We start from the raw sequence: 19,595 nt of genomic DNA on the forward strand, positions 1-19,595 counted from the left end.
AATTGTAATAATAATTTGGAATTATCCATATAAATTACAGATATTTGCATAAGAAAAAAAACAAGACATGATTTTTATTCAATTACATCATCATTTTCATATTTGCCCTCAAGCGAAGTGAAAATGTATTGAATAAAATCAACATATATTTTAAACCCGTTTGAGACAATCAAGCGGGTTTTTTAATTATAATACCAACTAGATTGTTTCAAACTCATAAAAACAATAAAATGAGTAAATTAAGAATTGCAGTACAGAAATCGGGACGATTAAATGAAGACTCGATGAGAATTTTAAAAGATATCGGTATTTCCATCGATAATGGAAAAGACCAATTGAAAGCTTCAGCTAGAAACTTTCCTGTAGAAGTGTTCTATTTAAGAAATGGCGATATACCACAGTATTTAAAAGATGGTGTGGTTGATGCTGCCATAATTGGAGAAAATGTTTTAATAGAAAAAGGAAAAGGCATTCATGTCGTTGAAAAGCTTGGTTTTTCAACTTGTCGCGTATGTATAGCAGTTCCAAAATCTGCAAAATATTCAAGTATTAAAGATTTAGAAGGCCAACGCATAGCGACCTCTTACCCAAATACAGTGCAAATGTATTTAGATAAAAATGGGGTAAAAGCCAATCTACATATTATTAATGGTTCCGTGGAAATAGCTCCGAATATTGGACTTGCAGATGCCATTTGCGATATTGTTTCAAGTGGAAGCACCTTGTTTAAAAATAATTTAAAAGAAGTAGATACTATTCTAAAATCTGAAGCTGTATTAGCAGTTTCACCCATTTTAAGTGAAGAAAAACAAGCAATATTAGATAAAATTCAATTCAGGATTCAATCCGTTTTAAAAGGACGACAATCTAAATATATTTTACTTAATGCACCAAATGATAAAATACAAGACATTATAAATGTATTGCCAGGAATGAAAAGCCCAACAGTTTTGCCTTTAGCAGAAGAGGGTTGGAGTTCAGTACATTCCGTGATTAGTAAAAATGAGTTTTGGGATGTTATTGATGAATTGAAAAATAATGGCGCTCAAGGTATTTTGGTATGCCCAATAGAAAAAATGGTATTATAATTTAGCTTTAATTAAAATGCAAATCATAAATAATCCAAATAGAAGTGACTGGTCGGAAATTCTAAAACGGCCAACACAAACAGTTGATGATATTGAAGCTACTGTAAATCAGATTTTTGAGGAAGTTTCTCAAAAAGGTGATGAAGCTATCAAAAAATATACGTCATATTTTGATGGAATTTCTCTGGATTCTAACATCGTTACAACGGAAGAGATTCAAACATCTATCCAAAACGTGCCAGAAAAACTTCAAAATGCTATTAAGTTAGCAAAGCAAAATATAGAAGCATTTCACAAAGCACAAAAAACATCAAAAGTAGAAATAGAAACAACTAATGGTGTACAATGTTGGCAAGAAAAACGTCCCATACAAAAAGTGGGTTTATATATTCCTGGCGGTACCGCACCTTTGTTTTCAACAGTTTTAATGCTAGCGGTTCCAGCTCAACTTGCTGGTTGTAAAGACATTGTTTTATGTTCACCACCAAATAAAACAGGTCATTTGGCACCAGAAATTTTATTTGCGGCACAACTTTGTGGGGTGACCAAAATCATAAAAGTTGGAGGTATACAGGCTATTGCTGGTTTAACTCTTGGCACAGCTACTATCCCTCAGGTTTATAAAATTTTCGGACCAGGAAATCAGTTTGTTACAGTAGCTAAACAATTAGCAACAAAGTATGGTGTAGCCATTGATATGCCAGCAGGGCCAAGTGAATTATTGGTTGTTGCCGATGCATCAGGAAACGCATCTTATATTGCTTCCGATTTGTTAAGTCAAGCAGAACACGGTACCGATAGTCAAGTTATTTTAGTATCAACATCCAATGATTTAATCAATTCAGTTTCAGAAGAAATTGAAAAACAACTAAAGGTGCTACCGCGTAAAACCATTGCAGAAAAAGCCATAGCAAATTCAAAGCTAATTTATGTTGAGAATGATGACATCGCACTAGAATTAATTAATGCATATGGTCCAGAACATTTTATTATTTGTGCTAAAAATGAAGTTTTATACGTAAACGGAATAAATAATGCAGGTTCAGTTTTTATAGGGGATTATACACCAGAAAGTGCCGGCGATTATGCTTCAGGAACCAATCATACCTTGCCTACAAATGGCTTTTCAAAAGCCTATTCAGGAGTCAATCTCGATAGTTTTTTGAAGAGTATGACCTTTCAGAAAATATCAAAAGAAGGTATTTTAAATATAGGAGAAACTATTGAGTTAATGGCAGAAGCTGAAGGCTTACAAGCACATAAAAACGCTGTGACCATTCGTTTAAAGGATTTGAAATAATGAACATTCAAGATTTAATAAGACCAACAATAAAAGCACTAAAACCGTATTCATCGGCAAGAGATGAATTTCAAGGTAATAGTGATGATATGGTATTTTTAGATGCCAATGAAAATCCTTTTGAAAATGGCGTAAACCGATATCCAGACCCACAACAAAGGACTGTTAAATCATTATTGTCAGAAATAAAAGGCATTCCTGTTAAAAACATACTTTTAGGAAACGGAAGTGATGAAGTTTTAGATTTAATATTCAGGGCTTTTTGTGAGCCTAATCAGGATAACATCATTACATTACCACCAACTTATGGCATGTATAGTGTGTTGGCAAACATTAATGCTGTTGAAATTAAAAGAGTTCAGTTAGATGATGATTTCCAACCCAAAGTTGATACTATTTTAAATGAAGCTGACACAAAATCTAAACTGTTGTTTTTATGTTCACCTAATAATCCAACAGGAAATAGTTTTGAGGCTATAGCTATAGAAAAACTAATTAAAGAATTTAAAGGTATAGTCGTTATAGATGAAGCTTATATTGATTTTTCAAATGAAGAAAGTTGGGTAAGTAGATTAAATGAATTTCCTAATTTAATTGTAACCCAAACACTTTCAAAAGCTTATGGTATGGCAGGAATTCGCTTGGGAATTTGTTTTGCATCAGAAGCTATTATTTCAGTTTTGAATCGCATTAAGCCGCCATATAATGTAAACGAATTAACGCAACAAAAAGCGATTTTACAATTAGAGCAAAATGAATTGACAAAACAACAAGTTTTAGATATTTTACAAGCGCGAGATGTTTTAATAAGCAAATTAAATTTGGTGGATTTCATATTTAAGATATATCCAACAGATGCTAATTTTGTTCTGGTAAAAGTGGATGATGCAACAAAACGTTATAATCAGCTTATAGAAAAGGGCATAGTTATTAGAAATAGAACAACACAGCCAGGTTGCGAAAATTGTTTGCGTTTTACCATCGGTACACCTGAAGAAAATAAAATATTAATAGATACTCTAAATTCTATATAATGAAAAAAGTACTTTTTATCGATAGAGATGGCACCATTATTAGAGAGCCAGCAGATGAACAAATAGATTCTTTTGAAAAGTTAGAGTTTTACCCAAAAGTATTTCAATATCTTGGTAGAATTGCTAATGAATTGGATTATGAAATTGTCATGATTACCAATCAAGATGGATTAGGTACAGATGTTTATCCAGAAAACACATTTTGGCCCGTTCACAATTTTATAATTAAAACCTTTGAAGACGAAGGAATTACTTTTAAAGAACAGTTTATAGATAGAACGTTTGCAAAAGACAATGCTCCAACAAGAAAGCCTAATACAGGCTTGTTGACTAAATATTTTTCTGAAGATTATGATTTAGAAAATTCATTTGTAATAGGTGATAGGTTAACCGATATTGAATTGGCTAAAAATTTGGGAGCCAAAGGTATATTCATTAATGATGAAACCAATTTAGGAACAAACGAAATTACTGTAAAACGTGAAACCTTAAATGATTTTATTGCTTTAGAAAGTAATGATTGGGCCAAAATATATGCATTTTTAAAAGCGGATGAGCGTTCAGGAGGTTTAATCAGAAATACGAATGAAACAAAAATAGCCATTCAATTAAACCTTGATGGCACTGGGAAAAGTAAAATTGATACAGGATTAGCTTTTTTTGACCATATGCTAGATCAAATAGCACGTCACGGACAATTAGATTTAAACATTAAGGTTGATGGCGACCTAGACGTTGATGAACACCATACCATAGAAGATACAGCCATAGCTTTAGGTGAATTGTTTAACAAAACACTAGGTAAAAAACTAGGTATAGAACGTTATGGTTTTTGCCTACCTATGGATGATTGCTATGCACAAGCTGCGATTGATTTTGGAGGTCGGAATTGGTTGGTTTGGGAAGCCGATTTTAAACGAGAAATGATTGGTAAAATGCCAACCGAAATGTTTTATCATTTCTTTAAATCGTTTACCGATGGAGCCAAATGCAATTTAAATATCAAAGCAGAAGGCACCAATGAGCACCATAAAATTGAGGCCATATTTAAAGCTTTTGCAAAAGCCATTAAAATGGCTGTAAAACGCGATATTGAAAAAATGATTTTACCATCAACAAAAGGAATGTTATAAATAGTTTTATGCCTTTAGCAATTAGCAACTTGCTAAAAGCCAAGGGCCTAGAACTAAAAGCTTAAAAATGAAATTAGTTATTATAAATTATGGAGCTGGAAACATAAAAAGTATCCAGTTTGCCTTTAAACGTTTGGGCGTAGATGCTATTTTATCAAATGATGCCGATGTAATAAAATCTGCAGATAAAATTGTTTTCCCAGGTGTTGGAGAGGCTAGTAGTGCCATGAAAATGCTAAAAGAAAGTGGCTTAGATAAATTAATCCCGACACTTAAACAACCCGTGTTAGGGATTTGCTTAGGGATGCAATTACTCTGTAAATCAACAGAAGAAGGCCATACAAAAGGTGTAGGTATTTTTCAAACAGATGTAAAACGATTTGACAGTAATGTAAAAGTCCCGCAAATGGGCTGGAATGTTATTAAAGATTTAAAGTCAGATTTATTTAAAGGTATTAAAGAAAATGAGTATATGTACTTGGTGCATAGTTATTATGCAGAACATTGTAATGAAACTATAGCTAAGACGGATTATGGCATCAATTACGCTTCTGCTTTAAAGCACGAAAATTTTTATGGCGTTCAGTTTCATCCAGAAAAAAGTAGTACAGCAGGAGCTAGAATATTACAAAACTTTTTAGATTTATAAATAACATTGGAAATTAGTCAATAGCTAAAAGCCAAAAGCAAACAGCTTAAAAAAATGAGAATAATACCAGCAATAGATATCATCGATGGAAAATGTGTTCGCTTAACCAAAGGCGATTATGATACTAAAAAGATTTATAATGAAAACCCGCTTGAAGTGGCAAAAATGTTTGAAGCTTCAGGTATTGAATACTTGCATTTAGTTGATTTAGATGGAGCTAAAGCAAAACACATTGTAAATTACAAAGTCCTTGAACAGATTGCTTCGAAAACAAAATTAAAAATAGATTTTGGAGGTGGTTTAAAAACCAATGAAGATTTACACATTGCCTTTAATTCTGGAGCAAGACAAATAACTGGGGGAAGTATTGCAGTTAAAGATACTGAAACTTTTGAAGGATGGATTAATAAATATGGCGGAAACAAAATCATTCTTGGAGCAGATAGTGATGCTGGGAAAATTTCTATAAGCGGATGGATGGAGCAAAGTAAAGAGGATGTTATTCCATTTATAAAAAACTATCAAAAGAAAGGAATTCAGTATGTAATTTGTACAGATATTTCAAAAGATGGGATGTTGCAAGGGCCATCGTTTGATTTGTATAAAGAAATCATTGAAGCATGTAGTAATAGTAGTATCGGGCAATCTATAAAGTTGATTGCATCAGGTGGAATCTCTCATATTGATGAATTACCAAAATTAATTGAATTAGGTTGTGAAGGTGTTATTATAGGAAAAGCTATTTACGAAAACAGAATCAGCCTTTATGAACTAGAAAAATTTGTATAGCTATAAAGTGATTATTAGTTAGTCGTTAGTAATTAGAATGAATAAATTTGAAGATTTACATATTTGGAAAAAAATCAATGGATTTGGTAGAACAAATTTATTTGACATCTAAAGCGTTGCCTAATGAAGAACGTTTTGGGTTAATTTCTCAGATAAAAAGATGTAGTGTTTCAATACCGTCTAACATTGCTGAAGGAGCAGGAAGAAATTCAAAAAATGAACAGATCCTTACAAAATAGCCTTAAGCCAACTACTAAATACTAACTACTATAAACTAGATACTAACGACTAAATACTATTTACTTAAAAAAAAACAGATGTTAACAAAGAGAATTATACCTTGTCTAGATATTAAAAATGGACGCACAGTAAAAGGTGTCAATTTTGTTGATTTGCGTGATGCTGGAGATCCAGTAGAACTCGCTAAACAATATGCTGATTACGGAGCCGATGAGTTAGTGTTTTTAGATATATCAGCGACTTTAGAAGGACGTGCAACCACTTTAGATATGGTTTTACACGTTGCGGAACAAGTTAATATCCCATTTACTGTAGGGGGTGGTATTTCATCTGTCGCGGATGTGGATGCACTTTTGCAATGTGGTGCAGATAAAGTATCTATAAACTCTTCAGCAGTTAAAAGACCCGAATTGGTAAATGAATTATCGAATAAATTTGGAAGCCAATGTGTTGTTGTGGCCATTGATGCAAAACAGGTTGATGGTAATTGGAAAGTGCATTTAGCAGGAGGAAGTATTCCAACAGAGATCGATTTATTTCAATGGGCAAAAGAAGTTGAACAACGTGGTGCTGGTGAAATTTTGTTTACCTCAATGAATCATGATGGTACAAAAAACGGATTTGCCAATGAAGCTTTAGCTAAACTATCTGAAGAATTAAATATTCCAATAATAGCCTCAGGAGGTGCGGGAAATGTGCAGCATTTTATAGACACGTTTAAAGATGGAAAATCAGATGCAGCCTTAGCGGCAAGTGTATTCCACTTCGGAGAAATACCCATCCCTGAATTAAAAAAAGAATTAAAAAAGAATCATATAGAAGTGCGACTTTAGTCGTCATGCTGCTGTTCCAAATATTTGGCAGTTTTAGCAATTTATAAAAAAATAATCATGGTAATAAAATACAACTCAAAGGGCTTAGTTCCAGCAATTATTCAAGATGCCATAACAAAAAATGTATTGATGTTAGGCTACATGAATGAAGCAGCTTATCAAAAAACTATAGAAACAAAACAAGTTACTTTTTTTAGTAGAAGTAAACAACGCCTATGGACAAAAGGTGAAGAAAGCGGTAATTTTTTAAACCTTGTTGATATCAAAAATGATTGTGATAATGATACACTTTTAATTCAGGTAAATCCTACGGGTCCAACATGCCATAAAGGAACAGATAATTGTTGGGGAGAAGACAATAAGTCATCATATGGTTTTTTCTCAACCTTAGAAAATGTTATATCAGAGCGCGTTGCAAATAAGGATACTGAAAAATCTTATGTAGCTAGTCTGTTTTCAAAAGGTATTAATAAAGTCGCTCAAAAAGTAGGTGAGGAAGCTGTAGAAACCGTTATTGAAGCTATGGATAATAACGATGAATTATTTCTTTATGAATCAGCAGATTTACTGTTTCATTATTTAATGTTATTACAAGCAAAAGGATTTACTTTAAAAGATATTGAAAGCGAATTAAAAGGAAGACATAAATAAAAAGTGTTAAAACATTGTTCTAACACTTTTTATTGACTGATTAGTAATTTTTATGATATCCACCCCTTCGAGGCAGATAGTCTTGAAAACCATACAAAAACAAAGGCAAATACAATGATCATTATGGTCATTCCAATACTGGAAGCATAACCATTAATAAGTAAATACCCCATTTGAAGTATTACTGCAATAAGGGAGAGCATCCAAAGTTTTGTAGCTAGTTTTTTTCTAAGCAATAATAATAAAGCGGCTAAAGCACCTGCAAAAACCGCAATAGCAAAAGCAGCGGTAACCCAAATTGGCAGGTTGGCAGCTATTTCTTGTTGTTCTGTAGTATACATAGCTTGATAGCTTTCGGTATTATAAGCTTGTTGCAAATAAGCATTTATACCCATACCGTTCCAAACAAGCGCAATAACACTTACAATCCAAAACCAAATTGGTGGTTTATTAGTTGATGATTTAGACATAATATTTAGTTTTTAGTTAGAAATTAGAGTAACAAGTTATAAATTTTTTGCTACAATTAATAAAAGAATGTACTTTTCGGCCTCCTAAAAGCACATCATGAAGAAGCATTTTTACGTCATTTCCATTCAATATTTAGGATATAGATTTCATGGATGGCAAAAACAGCCAAGTGTGAAAACATTACATTTAATGGTCGACAGAACATTAAATTATATTTTGGAAGGCAAACCATTTAAAAGCCTAAGTTCTGGGAGAACAGATGCTATGGTATCGGCGGAAAGTGCTGCATTCGAATTGTTTTTACAAGAACCTATTGAAGACCAATCTACCTTTTTAGAACTATTCAACTATAATTTGCCGCAAGACATTCGAGCATTACATATTCGTGAAGTTGATGAGAAATTTAATATTATTAATCATTCAAAAGTTAAAGAATACCTTTATTTATTTTCTTTTGGACAAAAAAACCATCCATTTTGTGCGCCTATAATGACAACTATTCTAGATGATTTAGATATTGAAATTATGAAAGAAGGCGCTAAATTATTTCAAGGGAAGCATTACTTTAAAACCTATTGCTATAAGCCAAGCGATAATGGCATTTACAATCGTGAAATTTTACTGTGCGAATTAGTTGAAAACACCATCTATACCGCCAATTATTTTCCTGAAAAAACATATATTCTTCGAGTAAAAGGAAAAGGATTTATGCGAAATCAAATCCGGTTAATGATGGGGACACTTATAGATTTAGGAAAAGGTAAACTAACATTAGAAGCTATTAAAACCAGTCTGTTGCCTAATAGTACGGTAAAAATGAATTATATAGCACCAGCATCTGGATTGATTCTTAACAAAATAGAATTTGAATAATGCTAAAGCTTTTGTAATTTACACACGCAATAAACAACTTAGCTTTACAAATTGTCTATCAATCAAAGTATCTAACTTATGAGTATTACTGTATCTAAAGATGTTTTTTCATTCTTTAAAAAATTAGAAAAAAATAATAATCGTGATTGGTTTAATGAGAATAAGCCCGAATTCAAGGCTATTGAAAAAGACATTAAAAATATTTACAATTCTATTTTTGAAACCCTAAATGAGCATGATGAAATCGATAAATTAAAAATATTTAGAATTTATCGAGATGTACGTTTTTCAAAGAATAAATTGCCTTATAAAACCCATTTTGGAGGATCTTTTCATAGAACAAAACCTAGATTAAGAGGCGGATACTATCTTCATATTCAACCAAATAATGAAAGCTTTATAGCTACTGGGTTTTGGGAGCCAGCACCAGCAGATTTATTAAGAATACGTAAAGAATTTGAAATGGATGATTCTGAAATACGAGAAATTTTAGCTGATAAAAAATTCAATGCTGTTTGGGGTAATTCCTTTGTTGGTGATGAAGTGAAATCTGCTCCAAGAGGATTTTCAAAAGATCATAAAGCCATAGATTTAATAAAGAAAAAACAATATATTTTCACTAAGAAGTATACAGATAAAGAGGTTTTGGATGCCAATTTTTTAAATGAAGTTGATGTGTCTTTTAAGGCCATTCGCCCATTTTTTGATTATATGAGTGATGTATTGACTACTGATTTGAATGGGGTTTCTTTGATTTAGATGAAGGCATTGTTATATCGAAATGAGGCACTATTGAGATATTTCATTGTTTTTGGTTTGTTACACTATGAGATGTCTCACGTGCGTTCGACATGATAGAATTATACCGCGGCCAATAACTCCGGTTTCTCAAACAATTGAATATGACTTAACAAACGGTCTTTAGTAATGTTCATCATACGTTTGTTTAATGCGGATGAGTTTTCAATATAAATCAGGTATTCTTCAACGGTAAAAAGCCCTATAATCATGCCTTTCATAGCATTACGAAGTTTCATGTCTTTTTGAATCGCATTTTCAATGTAGTCCATGCGTTTTTCTAAAGGTAAATCATAAAAAACAGATTTATGCTTGGCTATGTAATTCTTAAAAACCTGAATTAATAAATCGTTTTGTAACTTAATAATTGGGCGCAACACTAAATTCTGAAAACGCTCGTCATTACTCATGTTATCATTAATTGTAGTGCTTAAGATTTCTGGGCGAATACCTTTAAGGTTGGATTGTCTGGAGTTCATCTTGTAGATTTTTAATAAAAATATAGATTATTAATCCTTAATTTTTATTCAAGACTTTCTAATTGTTAACGAGGTTATTAACATTTCAGATTTTTCTATCTTTATTGAAAATTTTAAATATGAAATTTGGAAGCGTAGATAATCCAGAAATAGTTGACTTTACATTACCCAAAGACCATCCGGATACTAAAAAAACCCTAGAAAAGGTTAAGGGCGAAACCTCTAATTTTTTGGATCCAGAAATTTATGTAGGTTGTGCCAAATGGAATAGGGCAGACCTTAAAGGGTTTTATCCGCGCGGCACAAAAGATGAGCTGGGTTATTATTCTTCACAATTTAATGCTATAGAATTAAACGCCACGTTTTACAGAATTTTTCCTGCAGAACAATTTTCAAAATGGTATGATAAAACCCCGAAAGGATTTAAATTTTTCCCAAAACTAAATCAAGAAATTAGTCATTGGAAACGCTTAAATGAAACACAATCCGTAGTTGAAAACTATTTGTATAACGCTTCAAATTTAAAAGAAAAATTAGGAACGATCTTTCTTCAAATGCATTCTAATTTTGCACCTAAAGATTTTGATAGAGTTATCCATTTTGTTGAAAATTGGCCAAAAGAAATTCCATTGGCTATAGAATTTAGACATACAAATTGGTATAATGATGCTGCTGTTGCCGAAGATTTATATCAACTTTTAGAAGCAAATAATATTTCAAATGTGATAGTAGATACGGCAGGTCGACGTGATTTAATGCATATGCGATTAACCAATGCAACCGCTTTTGTTCGCTATGTTGGTGCAAATCACCCAACGGATTATACACGTTTAGATGATTGGGTAGAACGCCTAAAACATTGGAAGGATTTGGGTATTCAAGAAATCGATTTTTTCATTCATCAAAACATTGAAAAAGAATCCCCTTTGCTTTCAGCATATTTCATTAAAAAATTGAATACAGAATTGGGGTATTCGCTTACTATACCTAATGAAGATGACCAACAAAGTCTTTTTTAAAACCATAAAAAATGGGTTTCATAAATTATAATCAATAGTGTTAATCTGTTGAAGATAATTCAATTTATAATGCATCTATTGGCAATTTTATAAAAATTCAATAACAAAGCATCTTAAAGTTTTAAAATACTGTAATAAAATCTAAATTTGTTTATCTATTTAGCTTCTAAAAGCTATTTTAATACAAAATTTAAAATTTTTATGAGTAGTACATTATTTGACAAAGTGTGGGATTCGCATGTTGTGCGAAACATTGCAGATGGACCAGATGTGTTGTATATAGATCGTCACTTAATTCATGAAGTTACAAGTCCTGTGGCTTTCGTTGGTTTAAAAAGCAGAGGATTAAGCGTATTATATCCAAAGCGTACATTTGCTGTTGCTGACCATAATACACCAACAATCAATCAACATTTACCAGTTCAAGATCCATTATCGGCTAATCAATTAAAAACATTAGAAGATAATGCTAAGCAATACGGTATTAGTCACTGGGGATTAGGACATCAAAATAATGGTATTGTTCACGTTGTAGGGCCAGAAAACGGTATTACAGTTCCAGGAGCGACTATCGTTTGTGGAGATTCACATACATCAACGCACGGTGCTTTTGGCGCTATAGCATTTGGTATTGGAACTTCAGAAGTAGAAATGGTATTGACTACCCAATGCATCATGCAGCCTAAGCCTAAAAAAATGCGTATTAGTGTTAATGGGCCGTTAAGTAAAGGTGTAACTCCAAAAGATGTTGGATTATATATCATTTCGCAATTAACAACTTCTGGTGCTACAGGCTATTTTGTTGAATATGCTGGTGATGTTTTTGAAAACATGACCATGGAAGGCCGTATGACCGTTTGCAATCTATCAATAGAGATGGGTGCACGTGGTGGTATGATTGCTCCAGATGAAAAAACATTTGAGTACATTAAAGGTCGTGCCATGACACCTAAAGGTGCTGATTGGGACAAAGCCATGAATTACTGGGAAACTCTAAAAACCGACGAAGGTGCTACTTTTGATAAAGAAATATCTTTTGATGCCCGTAATATTGAACCAATGATTACTTATGGTACCAATCCAGGAATGGGTATGGGGATTTCTAAGAATATTCCATCGGCTGAATCTGTAGAAGGTGGTAAAGCAACTTATGATAAATCTTTAGCTTACATGGGCTATGCAGAAGATGAGCAAATGATTGGTAAAAAAATCGATTATGTGTTTATTGGAAGTTGTACAAATGGACGTATTGAAGATTTTAGAGCTTTTGCTTCTATAGTTAAAGGCAGACAAAAGGCAGATAATGTAACAGCTTGGTTAGTTCCGGGTTCACATGTTGTAGAAGCAAAAATTAAGGAAGAAGGTTTACTGGATATCTTTGAAGATGCTGGTTTTGTATTAAGAGAACCAGGATGCTCAGCTTGCTTAGCAATGAACGATGATAAAGTTCCTGCCGGTAAATATGCAGTAAGTACCTCAAACAGAAACTTTGAAGGCCGTCAAGGTCCAGGTTCTAGAACCTTATTAGCTAGTCCGTTAGTTGCGGCTGCAGCTGCGGTTACAGGTGTGGTTACAGACCCTAGAGAATTATTATAGTGGCTATAGCTTTTGGCTGTTTGCCATTAGCTAAAATAGTAACTAATTAAAATTATATAAATATTCGCCAATAGCAAAAAGCTAAAGGCCAAAAGCAAATTAGAATGGCTTACGATAAATTTACAACATTAACGAGTACAGCAGTACCGTTGCCAATTGAGAATGTAGATACCGATCAAATAATACCGGCACGATTTTTAAAAGCGACAACGCGTGATGGATTTGGAGATAATCTATTCCGTGATTGGCGATATAACGGAGACAATACGCCTAAAAAAGATTTTGTTTTAAACAATCCTATCTATACCGGTAAAATATTGGTTGGTGGAAAGAACTTTGGTTCTGGATCCTCCAGAGAACATGCAGCTTGGGCGGTTTACGATTATGGTTTCCGTTGTGTGGTATCTAGCTTTTTTGCAGATATTTTTAAAAACAACTGTTTAAATATTGGTGTGTTACCAGTACAAATTAGTCCTGAATTTTCTAATGAAATTTTTGAAGCGATTTATGCGGATCCAAAAACAGAATTAGAAATTAACTTAGAAGCACAAACGATTACCTTATTATCATCAGGATCACATGAATCTTTTGATATTAACGGCTATAAAAAAGGAAATATGCTAAATGGTTTTGATGATATTGACTATTTACAAAATATGAAGAGTGAGATAGAAACGTTTACAGAATCTCGTCCTTTCTAAAACATGGCAGTAAAACGCATAGAAATAATGGATACGACATTACGCGATGGTGAGCAAACCTCGAGTGTGTCGTTTTCTGCTTCAGAAAAACTCACCATAGCAAAACTTTTACTTGAAGAATTAAAAGTAGATCGTATTGAAATTGCATCAGCTAGAGTTTCTGAAGGCGAACTTCAAGCGGTAAAAGATGTCACAGAATGGGCTTCTGAAAATAATTATCTAAATGCTGTTGAAGTTTTAACCTTTGTTGATAAAGGTGTATCTATAAAATGGATGATGGAAGCAGGGGCAAAGGTTCAAAATCTATTGACCAAAGGTTCTTTAAATCATTTAACTCACCAGCTTAAAAAGACTCCAGATCAGCATTTTACAGAAATTAAACAAAATATAAATTTTGCTCAAGAAAATAATATTGAAACCAATATTTATTTAGAAGATTGGAGTAATGGTATGCGAAATTCTAAAGCCTATGTTTTGGAATTTTTAGAGTTCTTGTCTACCCAGCCTGTAAAACGCATCATGCTTCCGGATACTTTAGGCGTTATAACGCCTTCCGAATCTTATGATTTTGTTAAGGAGATTAAAGATAAATACCCAAATTTACATTTCGATTTTCATGCGCACAATGATTACGATTTAGGGGTTTCTAATGTTATGGAAGCTCTAAAAGCTGGAGCCGATGGTTTGCATTTAACCATAAATGGTATGGGAGAGCGTGCTGGAAATGCCCCTATGGCCAGTGCCATTGCTGTGATTAATGATTTTATGCCAGATATTGAAATTGGGGTAAACGAAACCTTTTTATATACAATCAGTAAATTAGTTGAAACGTTTTCAGGAGTAATGATTCCTTCTAACAAACCCGTTGTTGGTGCTAATGTTTTTACGCAAACAGCTGGAATTCATGCTGATGGTGATAATAAAAAGAATTTATATTTCAGTGATTTGTTACCTGAACGTTTTGGTAGAACCAGAAAATATGCTTTAGGAAAATCATCAGGAAAAGCCAATATTCAAAAGAATTTACAGGAATTAGGACTTCAACTTAATGATGAAGACTTAAAAAAAGTAACCCAACGTATTATTAAGTTAGGCGATAAAAAGCAAGTGGTTACCAAAGAAGATTTGCCATATATCATTTCGGATGTTTTAGACAGAACATATGAGGAAAAAGTAAAGGTGAATGCTTATGTATTAACACATTCCAAAGGATTGAAACCATCAACAACGGTTTCGATTACTATTAATAATGAAATTTTTGAAGAGAGCTCACAAGGTGATGGTCAATTTGATGCTTTTATGAATGCTATTAAAAGTGTATTCAAAAAGAAAAAAATGATACTACCAAGTCTAATTGATTATGCCGTAAGAATACCACCTGGAAGTAATTCTGATGCCTTATGTGAAACGATTATTACTTGGAAAAATTCAGAAAATGAGTTTAAAACTCGTGGATTAGATTCAGATCAAACGGTATCTGCCATTAAAGCGACTGAAAAAATGTTGAACATTATTGTGAGTTAAAAAAGGACAGAAGTTGTTTGATAAGTTGCGTTAGGTCTGCCTGTTGCAGGCAGAGATTGAATATTAACTGAAGATAAAAATATAAAACAAATAAAAAATGAAATTTAATATAGCCCTTTTAGCCGGAGACGGTATTGGACCAGAAGTTATAGATCAAGCTGTAAAAGTGAGTGATGCAGTAGCTACTAAATTCGGACACGCTATTACGTGGAAACCTGCCTTAACTGGTGCAGCAGCTATTGATGCTGTTGGAGAACCTTATCCAGATGCTACACATGATGTTTGCGCAGCTGCTGATGCGGTATTATTTGGTGCTATTGGGCATCCGCGTTTTGATAATGATCCTTCTGCAAAAGTACGTCCAGAGCAAGGTTTATTAAAAATGCGTAAAAAATTAGGTTTGTTTGCCAATGTACGTCCAACATTTACATTTCCTTCATTATTAGATAAATCGCCTTTAAAACAAGAACGTATTGAAGGTACCGATTTAGTATTTTTAAGAGAATTAACTGGAGGTATCTACTTTGGTGAAAAAGGAAGAAGGGATGATGGCGAAACGGCTTATGATAATTGTGTTTATACCAGAGTAGAAGTACAGCGTTTAGCTAAAAAAGGTTTTGAATTAGCAATGACACGTTCTAAAAAGCTATGTTGTGTTGATAAAGCTAATGTATTGGAAACATCTCGTTTATGGAGAGAAACTGTGCAAGCTATGGAAAAAGACTATCCAGAAGTAGAAGTAAGTTATGAATTTGTTGATGCTGTAGCCATGCGTTTAGTGCAATGGCCAAACAGTTACGATGTGTTGATTACTGAAAACCTGTTTGGTGATATTTTAACGGATGAAGCGTCTGTAATTTCTGGGTCTATGGGCTTAATGCCTTCAGCATCTATGGGTTCAGACATTGCTTTGTTTGAGCCAATTCATGGGTCTTATCCACAAGCAACAGGATTGAATATTGCTAATCCTATGGCAACGGTTTTATCGGCAGCCATGATGTTTGAAACTGCTTTTAATTTACCTGAAGAAGGAAAAGCTATTAGAAACGCTGTAAACAAAGCCTTAGCAGAAGGTATTGTTACTGAAGATTTGGCCGATGGTGGAAAAGCATACGGAACTAAAGAAGTAGGGGATTGGTTAGCTGCCAATATCTAAACTTTAATTCAATATATAATCGAACCCTGTAAATTATAACTTTACAGGGTTTTTTATTTGTTAAAAAAAAAACAATACCCAAGTAATACCAGCTAATAAATTTTGTAATTTACTGCTAACCTCTAACTTAAATATTATGAAAACAAAATTACACTATACTTTAATATTCTTATGGCTTGGAATACAAAGCTATTATAGCCAAAATATAGCTGATTTTACATCAGTAACGCCAACAACTCAAACTTCGGGATTTGTACTGCCTTCTAGTCATGATTTTCAAAGGATAATAAAAGTTGGAGATGTATTAACTGCAGGTGGAAATATGCTTACAAAGCCTGACTTTACAGCTTATGTTCCTATTGCTGGTAGTAGTACCAATGGGTATTTAAGTGTTAATTCTGAAGATGCACCTGTGGCAGTTGGAGGTACTGGTGGAGGCGGTGTAACCATTTTAGACATTAATTTTAATAATACGACAAAGCTTTGGGAAACTACAGCTTCACAAATAGTTGATTTTTCAAGTGTTGGAAGTACAGCAGCTAATTGTTCTGGTACGGTAACACCTTGGGGAACCGTAATATCATCTGAAGAGGTTGCCTTTAATCCTATATTTGGATTAATAGATTTTAATTTTGACGGTTATAATGATGTTGGTTGGAATGTAGAAATAAACCCTGTAACAAAAACAGTTATTGGCAAACATTGGGCCATGGGTAATATGGCACATGAAAATGTAACAATACATGCTAATGAAAGAACTGTTTATCAAGGTGCAGATTCAAATCCTGGATATCTTTACAAATTTGTAGCGACCAATGCTCAAGATTTAAGTTCAGGAAACTTATATGTGTATTCTGGGTCTAAAAGTGGAACAGGTGCTTGGGTACAAATTGCTAATACGTCTATTACTGAAAGGAATACGACAATTGCCTTAAGTGCTAATGCAGGTGGTACGGTTTTTAATGGTATTGAAGATGTAGAAATTGGTGCTGATGGTATGGTCTATTTTGCTGTTAAAAATGAAGCTCGGGTATACAGGTTTACAGATTCTGATGCTTTGGAAACTTCAACGTCTACAGTGACTATGGAGACCTATGTTGGTGATATGAATTATGATATTGATGATGGGGTTTCTGTAACATCTGTAACATGGGGTAATGGAAATGATAATTTAGCATTTGATGGTCAAGGGAATTTATGGGTATTTCAAGATGGGGGAAACAACTATATATGGGTGGTTAAAAATGGTCACACGCAAGCTAATCCCGATGTTGAAATATTTGGTAGTGCGCCTATTGGCTCTGAACCAACTGGGATAACCTTTTCTCCAGATTACAACTATTTATTTATGTCCATGTTGTTTTTAACTGATCCAGTTTCTAATAATGCAAACCAATTGGATGCCGCTGGTAATACTGTAAATTTTAATACAGGAACAACATTAGTTGTGTCTTTAAAAGATAATTTAGGGACCTTATCTGTTGATAAATCAAGCTTAAGTAATAACTTTAATATATATCCTAATCCGCTAAAATCGTCTAGACCCTTAATCATTCAAGGAAAACAAATTAATAACATTAAATTATATTCCATTTTAGGCAAGCAGCTTTTAGACATGAAATATAATGGCTTAAATACAGTTAATTTAAACCTGAAAAGCTTTAATTCTGGACTTTACCTTTTAAAAGTGAATGACAAAACTTCTAAATTAATAATTAAATAGTTTTTAAGACTTAAAACTTGAACTACTAGGGAGCTCAAAAATTTCTAAATCAAAATAGGGAAGGGCCGCCATAAGATGATCAAATATATCGGACATAATATATTCGTAATTTTCCCAGCGTTTATCACTACTAAAGGCATATATTTCTATAGGAATACCTTGTGTTGTTGGTGCTAATTGACGTGCCATAATCATCATGTCTTTATTGATGGCCGAATGTTGTTTTAAATACAAATCAATATACTTCCTAAAAACCCCAATATTGGTTAGATTTCTTCCGTTTAAAAGCAGGGTTTTATCAATTTTATTTGATGTGTTATACGTTGAAATATCCTTTTGCCTAGATTCTAAATAAGAAGTAATAAGCTGAATGCTTTTAAGTTTATTAACATCGGTTTCCGCTAAATATTTAACCCCTTCCTGTTTTATAAATAGTGCTCTTTTAATACGTCTACCTCCAGAACTGGTCATGCCTCTCCAGTTTTTAAATGATTCTGAAATTAAGGCATAAGTAGGGATTGTTGTAATGGTTTTATCGAAGTTTTGAACTTTAACGGTAGCCAATGTTATTTCTGTAACATCACCATCCGCGCCATATTTTTCAAAGGTAATCCAATCGCCAATGCGCACCATATCATTTATAGACACTTGAATACTGGCAACAAAACCCATTATAGTATCTTTAAATACTAAAATAATAACTGCAGAAATGGCACCAAGACCTGTAGCAAAGGTTAAGAAAGGAATACCGGTAATAATAGCAATAGCAGACATAAAACCAGCTAGCCAAGCAAAAATCATGAATACCTGAATGTAGCTATCAATTGGTTTGTCTTTTAACCTAGGTAAGGTTTTAAAATAATCTTTGAGTGTATTGAGTAAACTTCTAACAATCCAAAGTGTTAGTATGATAGCAAAAACTTGAAGGCCTTTTTCAACAATATTTTCGAAAGTAGGGAAATCAATAAATACATCACGAATAAATTCCAATGCAATTAATAAAGGTATAATATGCGCAATATTTCTTGAGACTTTGTTTTTTACCATCAAATCATCAAAGTTGGATTTTGAAGCTGCTGCAAATCTATTAAATGCGCCTAATAATAATTTTCTTGTAATGAAGTCAACAATAAAAACAACAATTAGTAAGGCCAATAACAACGCTAACATATTTAAATATTTAGCTAAATTTTCAGAGCACCCAACAGACATTAAATAATCGTAAAGCCAATGTTTTATAGTATTCATGAGTTAACAAGATTTAAATATTTTCTTTCTACATAAAAGGTTCCAAAAGGGATAATAGAAGCCAAAAGGACAAAAGAAAAGGTTTTTGTAGACCATTTCATATCGCTTTTAATTAAAACTGCTAAGACAAGATACAAGATAAAAAGTAGTCCGTGAGGCATCCCTAATAATTTTACATATTCAGGGTTACCAGCTATATATTTAATTGGCGTGGCTACAAACAACAGTAAAATATAAGATAAGCCTTCAAGAAAAGCTACTATTCTAAAAATATTAAGAAATGACAACAT

The 19,595-nt window shown here is 33.1% G+C and carries 21 protein-coding genes; 17 read left to right on the plus strand and 4 right to left on the minus strand.

Features of this window, described 5'->3' with window-relative positions; all coding sequences use genetic code 11:
* The first annotated feature begins 230 nt into the window (after positions 1–230).
* The 9 genes from hisG to hisIE all read left to right on the plus strand — a co-directional run bounded on the left by hisG (position 231) and on the right by hisIE (position 7,717).
* A complete protein-coding gene (hisG, locus tag ABD941_RS12780) occupies positions 231–1,088 on the plus strand; it encodes an ATP phosphoribosyltransferase (RefSeq protein ID WP_345274532.1) in 858 nt (285 codons plus the stop codon).
* 16 nt (positions 1,089–1,104) lie between these two features.
* Positions 1,105–2,388: a histidinol dehydrogenase gene (gene hisD / locus ABD941_RS12785; RefSeq protein ID WP_345274533.1), complete on the plus strand. Its 1,284-nt coding sequence runs from the start codon at positions 1,105–1,107 to the stop codon at positions 2,386–2,388.
* On the plus strand, positions 2,388–3,422 hold the full coding sequence (hisC, locus tag ABD941_RS12790; RefSeq protein ID WP_345274534.1) for a histidinol-phosphate transaminase: 1,035 nt from the start codon (positions 2,388–2,390) through the stop codon (positions 3,420–3,422). The genes hisD and hisC overlap by 1 nt, the downstream gene beginning before the upstream one ends.
* Positions 3,422–4,555, plus strand: coding sequence for a bifunctional histidinol-phosphatase/imidazoleglycerol-phosphate dehydratase HisB (gene hisB / locus ABD941_RS12795; protein WP_345274535.1), 1,134 nt, complete (start codon positions 3,422–3,424; stop codon positions 4,553–4,555). Before hisC ends, hisB begins: the two co-directional genes overlap by 1 nt.
* Positions 4,556–4,622: 67 nt before the next feature.
* Entirely contained in the window at positions 4,623–5,204 is a 582-nt protein-coding gene (gene hisH, locus ABD941_RS12800) for an imidazole glycerol phosphate synthase subunit HisH (protein ID WP_345274536.1), read from the plus strand.
* 54 nt (positions 5,205–5,258) lie between these two features.
* Positions 5,259–5,993: a 1-(5-phosphoribosyl)-5-[(5-phosphoribosylamino)methylideneamino]imidazole-4-carboxamide isomerase gene (gene hisA / locus ABD941_RS12805; RefSeq protein ID WP_345274537.1), complete on the plus strand. Its 735-nt coding sequence runs from the start codon at positions 5,259–5,261 to the stop codon at positions 5,991–5,993.
* A gap of 47 nt (positions 5,994–6,040) precedes the next feature.
* Positions 6,041–6,232 carry a four helix bundle protein gene (locus tag ABD941_RS12810; RefSeq protein WP_345274538.1) on the plus strand — a complete coding sequence of 64 codons (192 nt, stop codon included), beginning with the start codon at positions 6,041–6,043 and terminating at the stop codon, positions 6,230–6,232.
* Between the two features lie 78 nt (positions 6,233–6,310).
* Complete coding sequence (hisF, locus tag ABD941_RS12815; RefSeq protein ID WP_345274539.1) at positions 6,311–7,066, plus strand: imidazole glycerol phosphate synthase subunit HisF; 756 nt, start codon at positions 6,311–6,313, stop codon at positions 7,064–7,066.
* 57 nt (positions 7,067–7,123) lie between these two features.
* A complete protein-coding gene (gene hisIE, locus ABD941_RS12820) occupies positions 7,124–7,717 on the plus strand; it encodes a bifunctional phosphoribosyl-AMP cyclohydrolase/phosphoribosyl-ATP diphosphatase HisIE (RefSeq protein WP_345274540.1) in 594 nt (197 codons plus the stop codon).
* Between the two features lie 50 nt (positions 7,718–7,767).
* Here the strand turns inward: hisIE and ABD941_RS12825 are convergent, their stop codons facing one another.
* Complete coding sequence (locus ABD941_RS12825) at positions 7,768–8,187, minus strand: hypothetical protein (protein ID WP_345274541.1); 420 nt, start codon at positions 8,185–8,187, stop codon at positions 7,768–7,770.
* 97 nt (positions 8,188–8,284) lie between these two features.
* Between ABD941_RS12825 and ABD941_RS12830 the strand changes: the two genes are divergently transcribed.
* The gene (locus tag ABD941_RS12830) at positions 8,285–9,061 is read left to right on the plus strand and encodes a tRNA pseudouridine synthase A (RefSeq protein WP_345274542.1); all 777 of its coding nucleotides are present in this window, start codon (positions 8,285–8,287) and stop codon (positions 9,059–9,061) included.
* Positions 9,062–9,139: 78 nt separating this feature from the next.
* A complete protein-coding gene (locus ABD941_RS12835; protein WP_345274543.1) occupies positions 9,140–9,820 on the plus strand; it encodes a DUF2461 domain-containing protein in 681 nt (226 codons plus the stop codon).
* Positions 9,821–9,921: 101 nt separating this feature from the next.
* Here the strand turns inward: ABD941_RS12835 and ABD941_RS12840 are convergent, their stop codons facing one another.
* On the minus strand, positions 9,922–10,338 hold the full coding sequence (locus ABD941_RS12840) for a glyoxalase (RefSeq protein ID WP_345274544.1): 417 nt from the start codon (positions 10,336–10,338) through the stop codon (positions 9,922–9,924).
* Between the two features lie 119 nt (positions 10,339–10,457).
* Here ABD941_RS12840 and ABD941_RS12845 point away from each other — a divergent pair, with 119 nt between their 5' ends.
* The 6 genes from ABD941_RS12845 (at position 10,458) to ABD941_RS12870 (ending at position 18,057) form a co-directional block, all read left to right on the plus strand.
* Entirely contained in the window at positions 10,458–11,357 is a 900-nt protein-coding gene (locus ABD941_RS12845; RefSeq protein ID WP_345274545.1) for a DUF72 domain-containing protein, read from the plus strand.
* 201 nt (positions 11,358–11,558) lie between these two features.
* The gene (gene leuC / locus ABD941_RS12850) at positions 11,559–12,953 is read left to right on the plus strand and encodes a 3-isopropylmalate dehydratase large subunit (protein ID WP_345274546.1); all 1,395 of its coding nucleotides are present in this window, start codon (positions 11,559–11,561) and stop codon (positions 12,951–12,953) included.
* Between the two features lie 104 nt (positions 12,954–13,057).
* Positions 13,058–13,654 (plus strand): 3-isopropylmalate dehydratase small subunit, encoded by a 597-nt coding sequence (leuD, locus tag ABD941_RS12855; RefSeq protein ID WP_345274547.1) that lies wholly within the window; start codon positions 13,058–13,060, stop codon positions 13,652–13,654.
* Between the two features lie 3 nt (positions 13,655–13,657).
* On the plus strand, positions 13,658–15,178 hold the full coding sequence (locus tag ABD941_RS12860; RefSeq protein ID WP_345274548.1) for an alpha-isopropylmalate synthase regulatory domain-containing protein: 1,521 nt from the start codon (positions 13,658–13,660) through the stop codon (positions 15,176–15,178).
* A gap of 97 nt (positions 15,179–15,275) precedes the next feature.
* Entirely contained in the window at positions 15,276–16,334 is a 1,059-nt protein-coding gene (leuB, locus tag ABD941_RS12865) for a 3-isopropylmalate dehydrogenase (protein ID WP_345274549.1), read from the plus strand.
* A gap of 136 nt (positions 16,335–16,470) precedes the next feature.
* The gene (locus ABD941_RS12870) at positions 16,471–18,057 is read left to right on the plus strand and encodes an alkaline phosphatase PhoX (RefSeq protein WP_345274550.1); all 1,587 of its coding nucleotides are present in this window, start codon (positions 16,471–16,473) and stop codon (positions 18,055–18,057) included.
* Positions 18,058–18,060: 3 nt separating this feature from the next.
* Here ABD941_RS12870 and ABD941_RS12875 read toward each other — a convergent pair whose 3' ends face one another.
* Positions 18,061–19,305: a mechanosensitive ion channel family protein gene (locus ABD941_RS12875; protein WP_345274551.1), complete on the minus strand. Its 1,245-nt coding sequence runs from the start codon at positions 19,303–19,305 to the stop codon at positions 18,061–18,063.
* Complete coding sequence (locus tag ABD941_RS12880) at positions 19,302–19,595, minus strand: DUF3817 domain-containing protein (protein WP_345274552.1); 294 nt, start codon at positions 19,593–19,595, stop codon at positions 19,302–19,304. The genes ABD941_RS12875 and ABD941_RS12880 overlap by 4 nt, the downstream gene beginning before the upstream one ends.

The sequence above is a fragment of the Flaviramulus aquimarinus genome (genome assembly GCF_039543205.1).
Lineage (GTDB): Bacteria > Bacteroidota > Bacteroidia > Flavobacteriales > Flavobacteriaceae > Flaviramulus_B > Flaviramulus_B aquimarinus.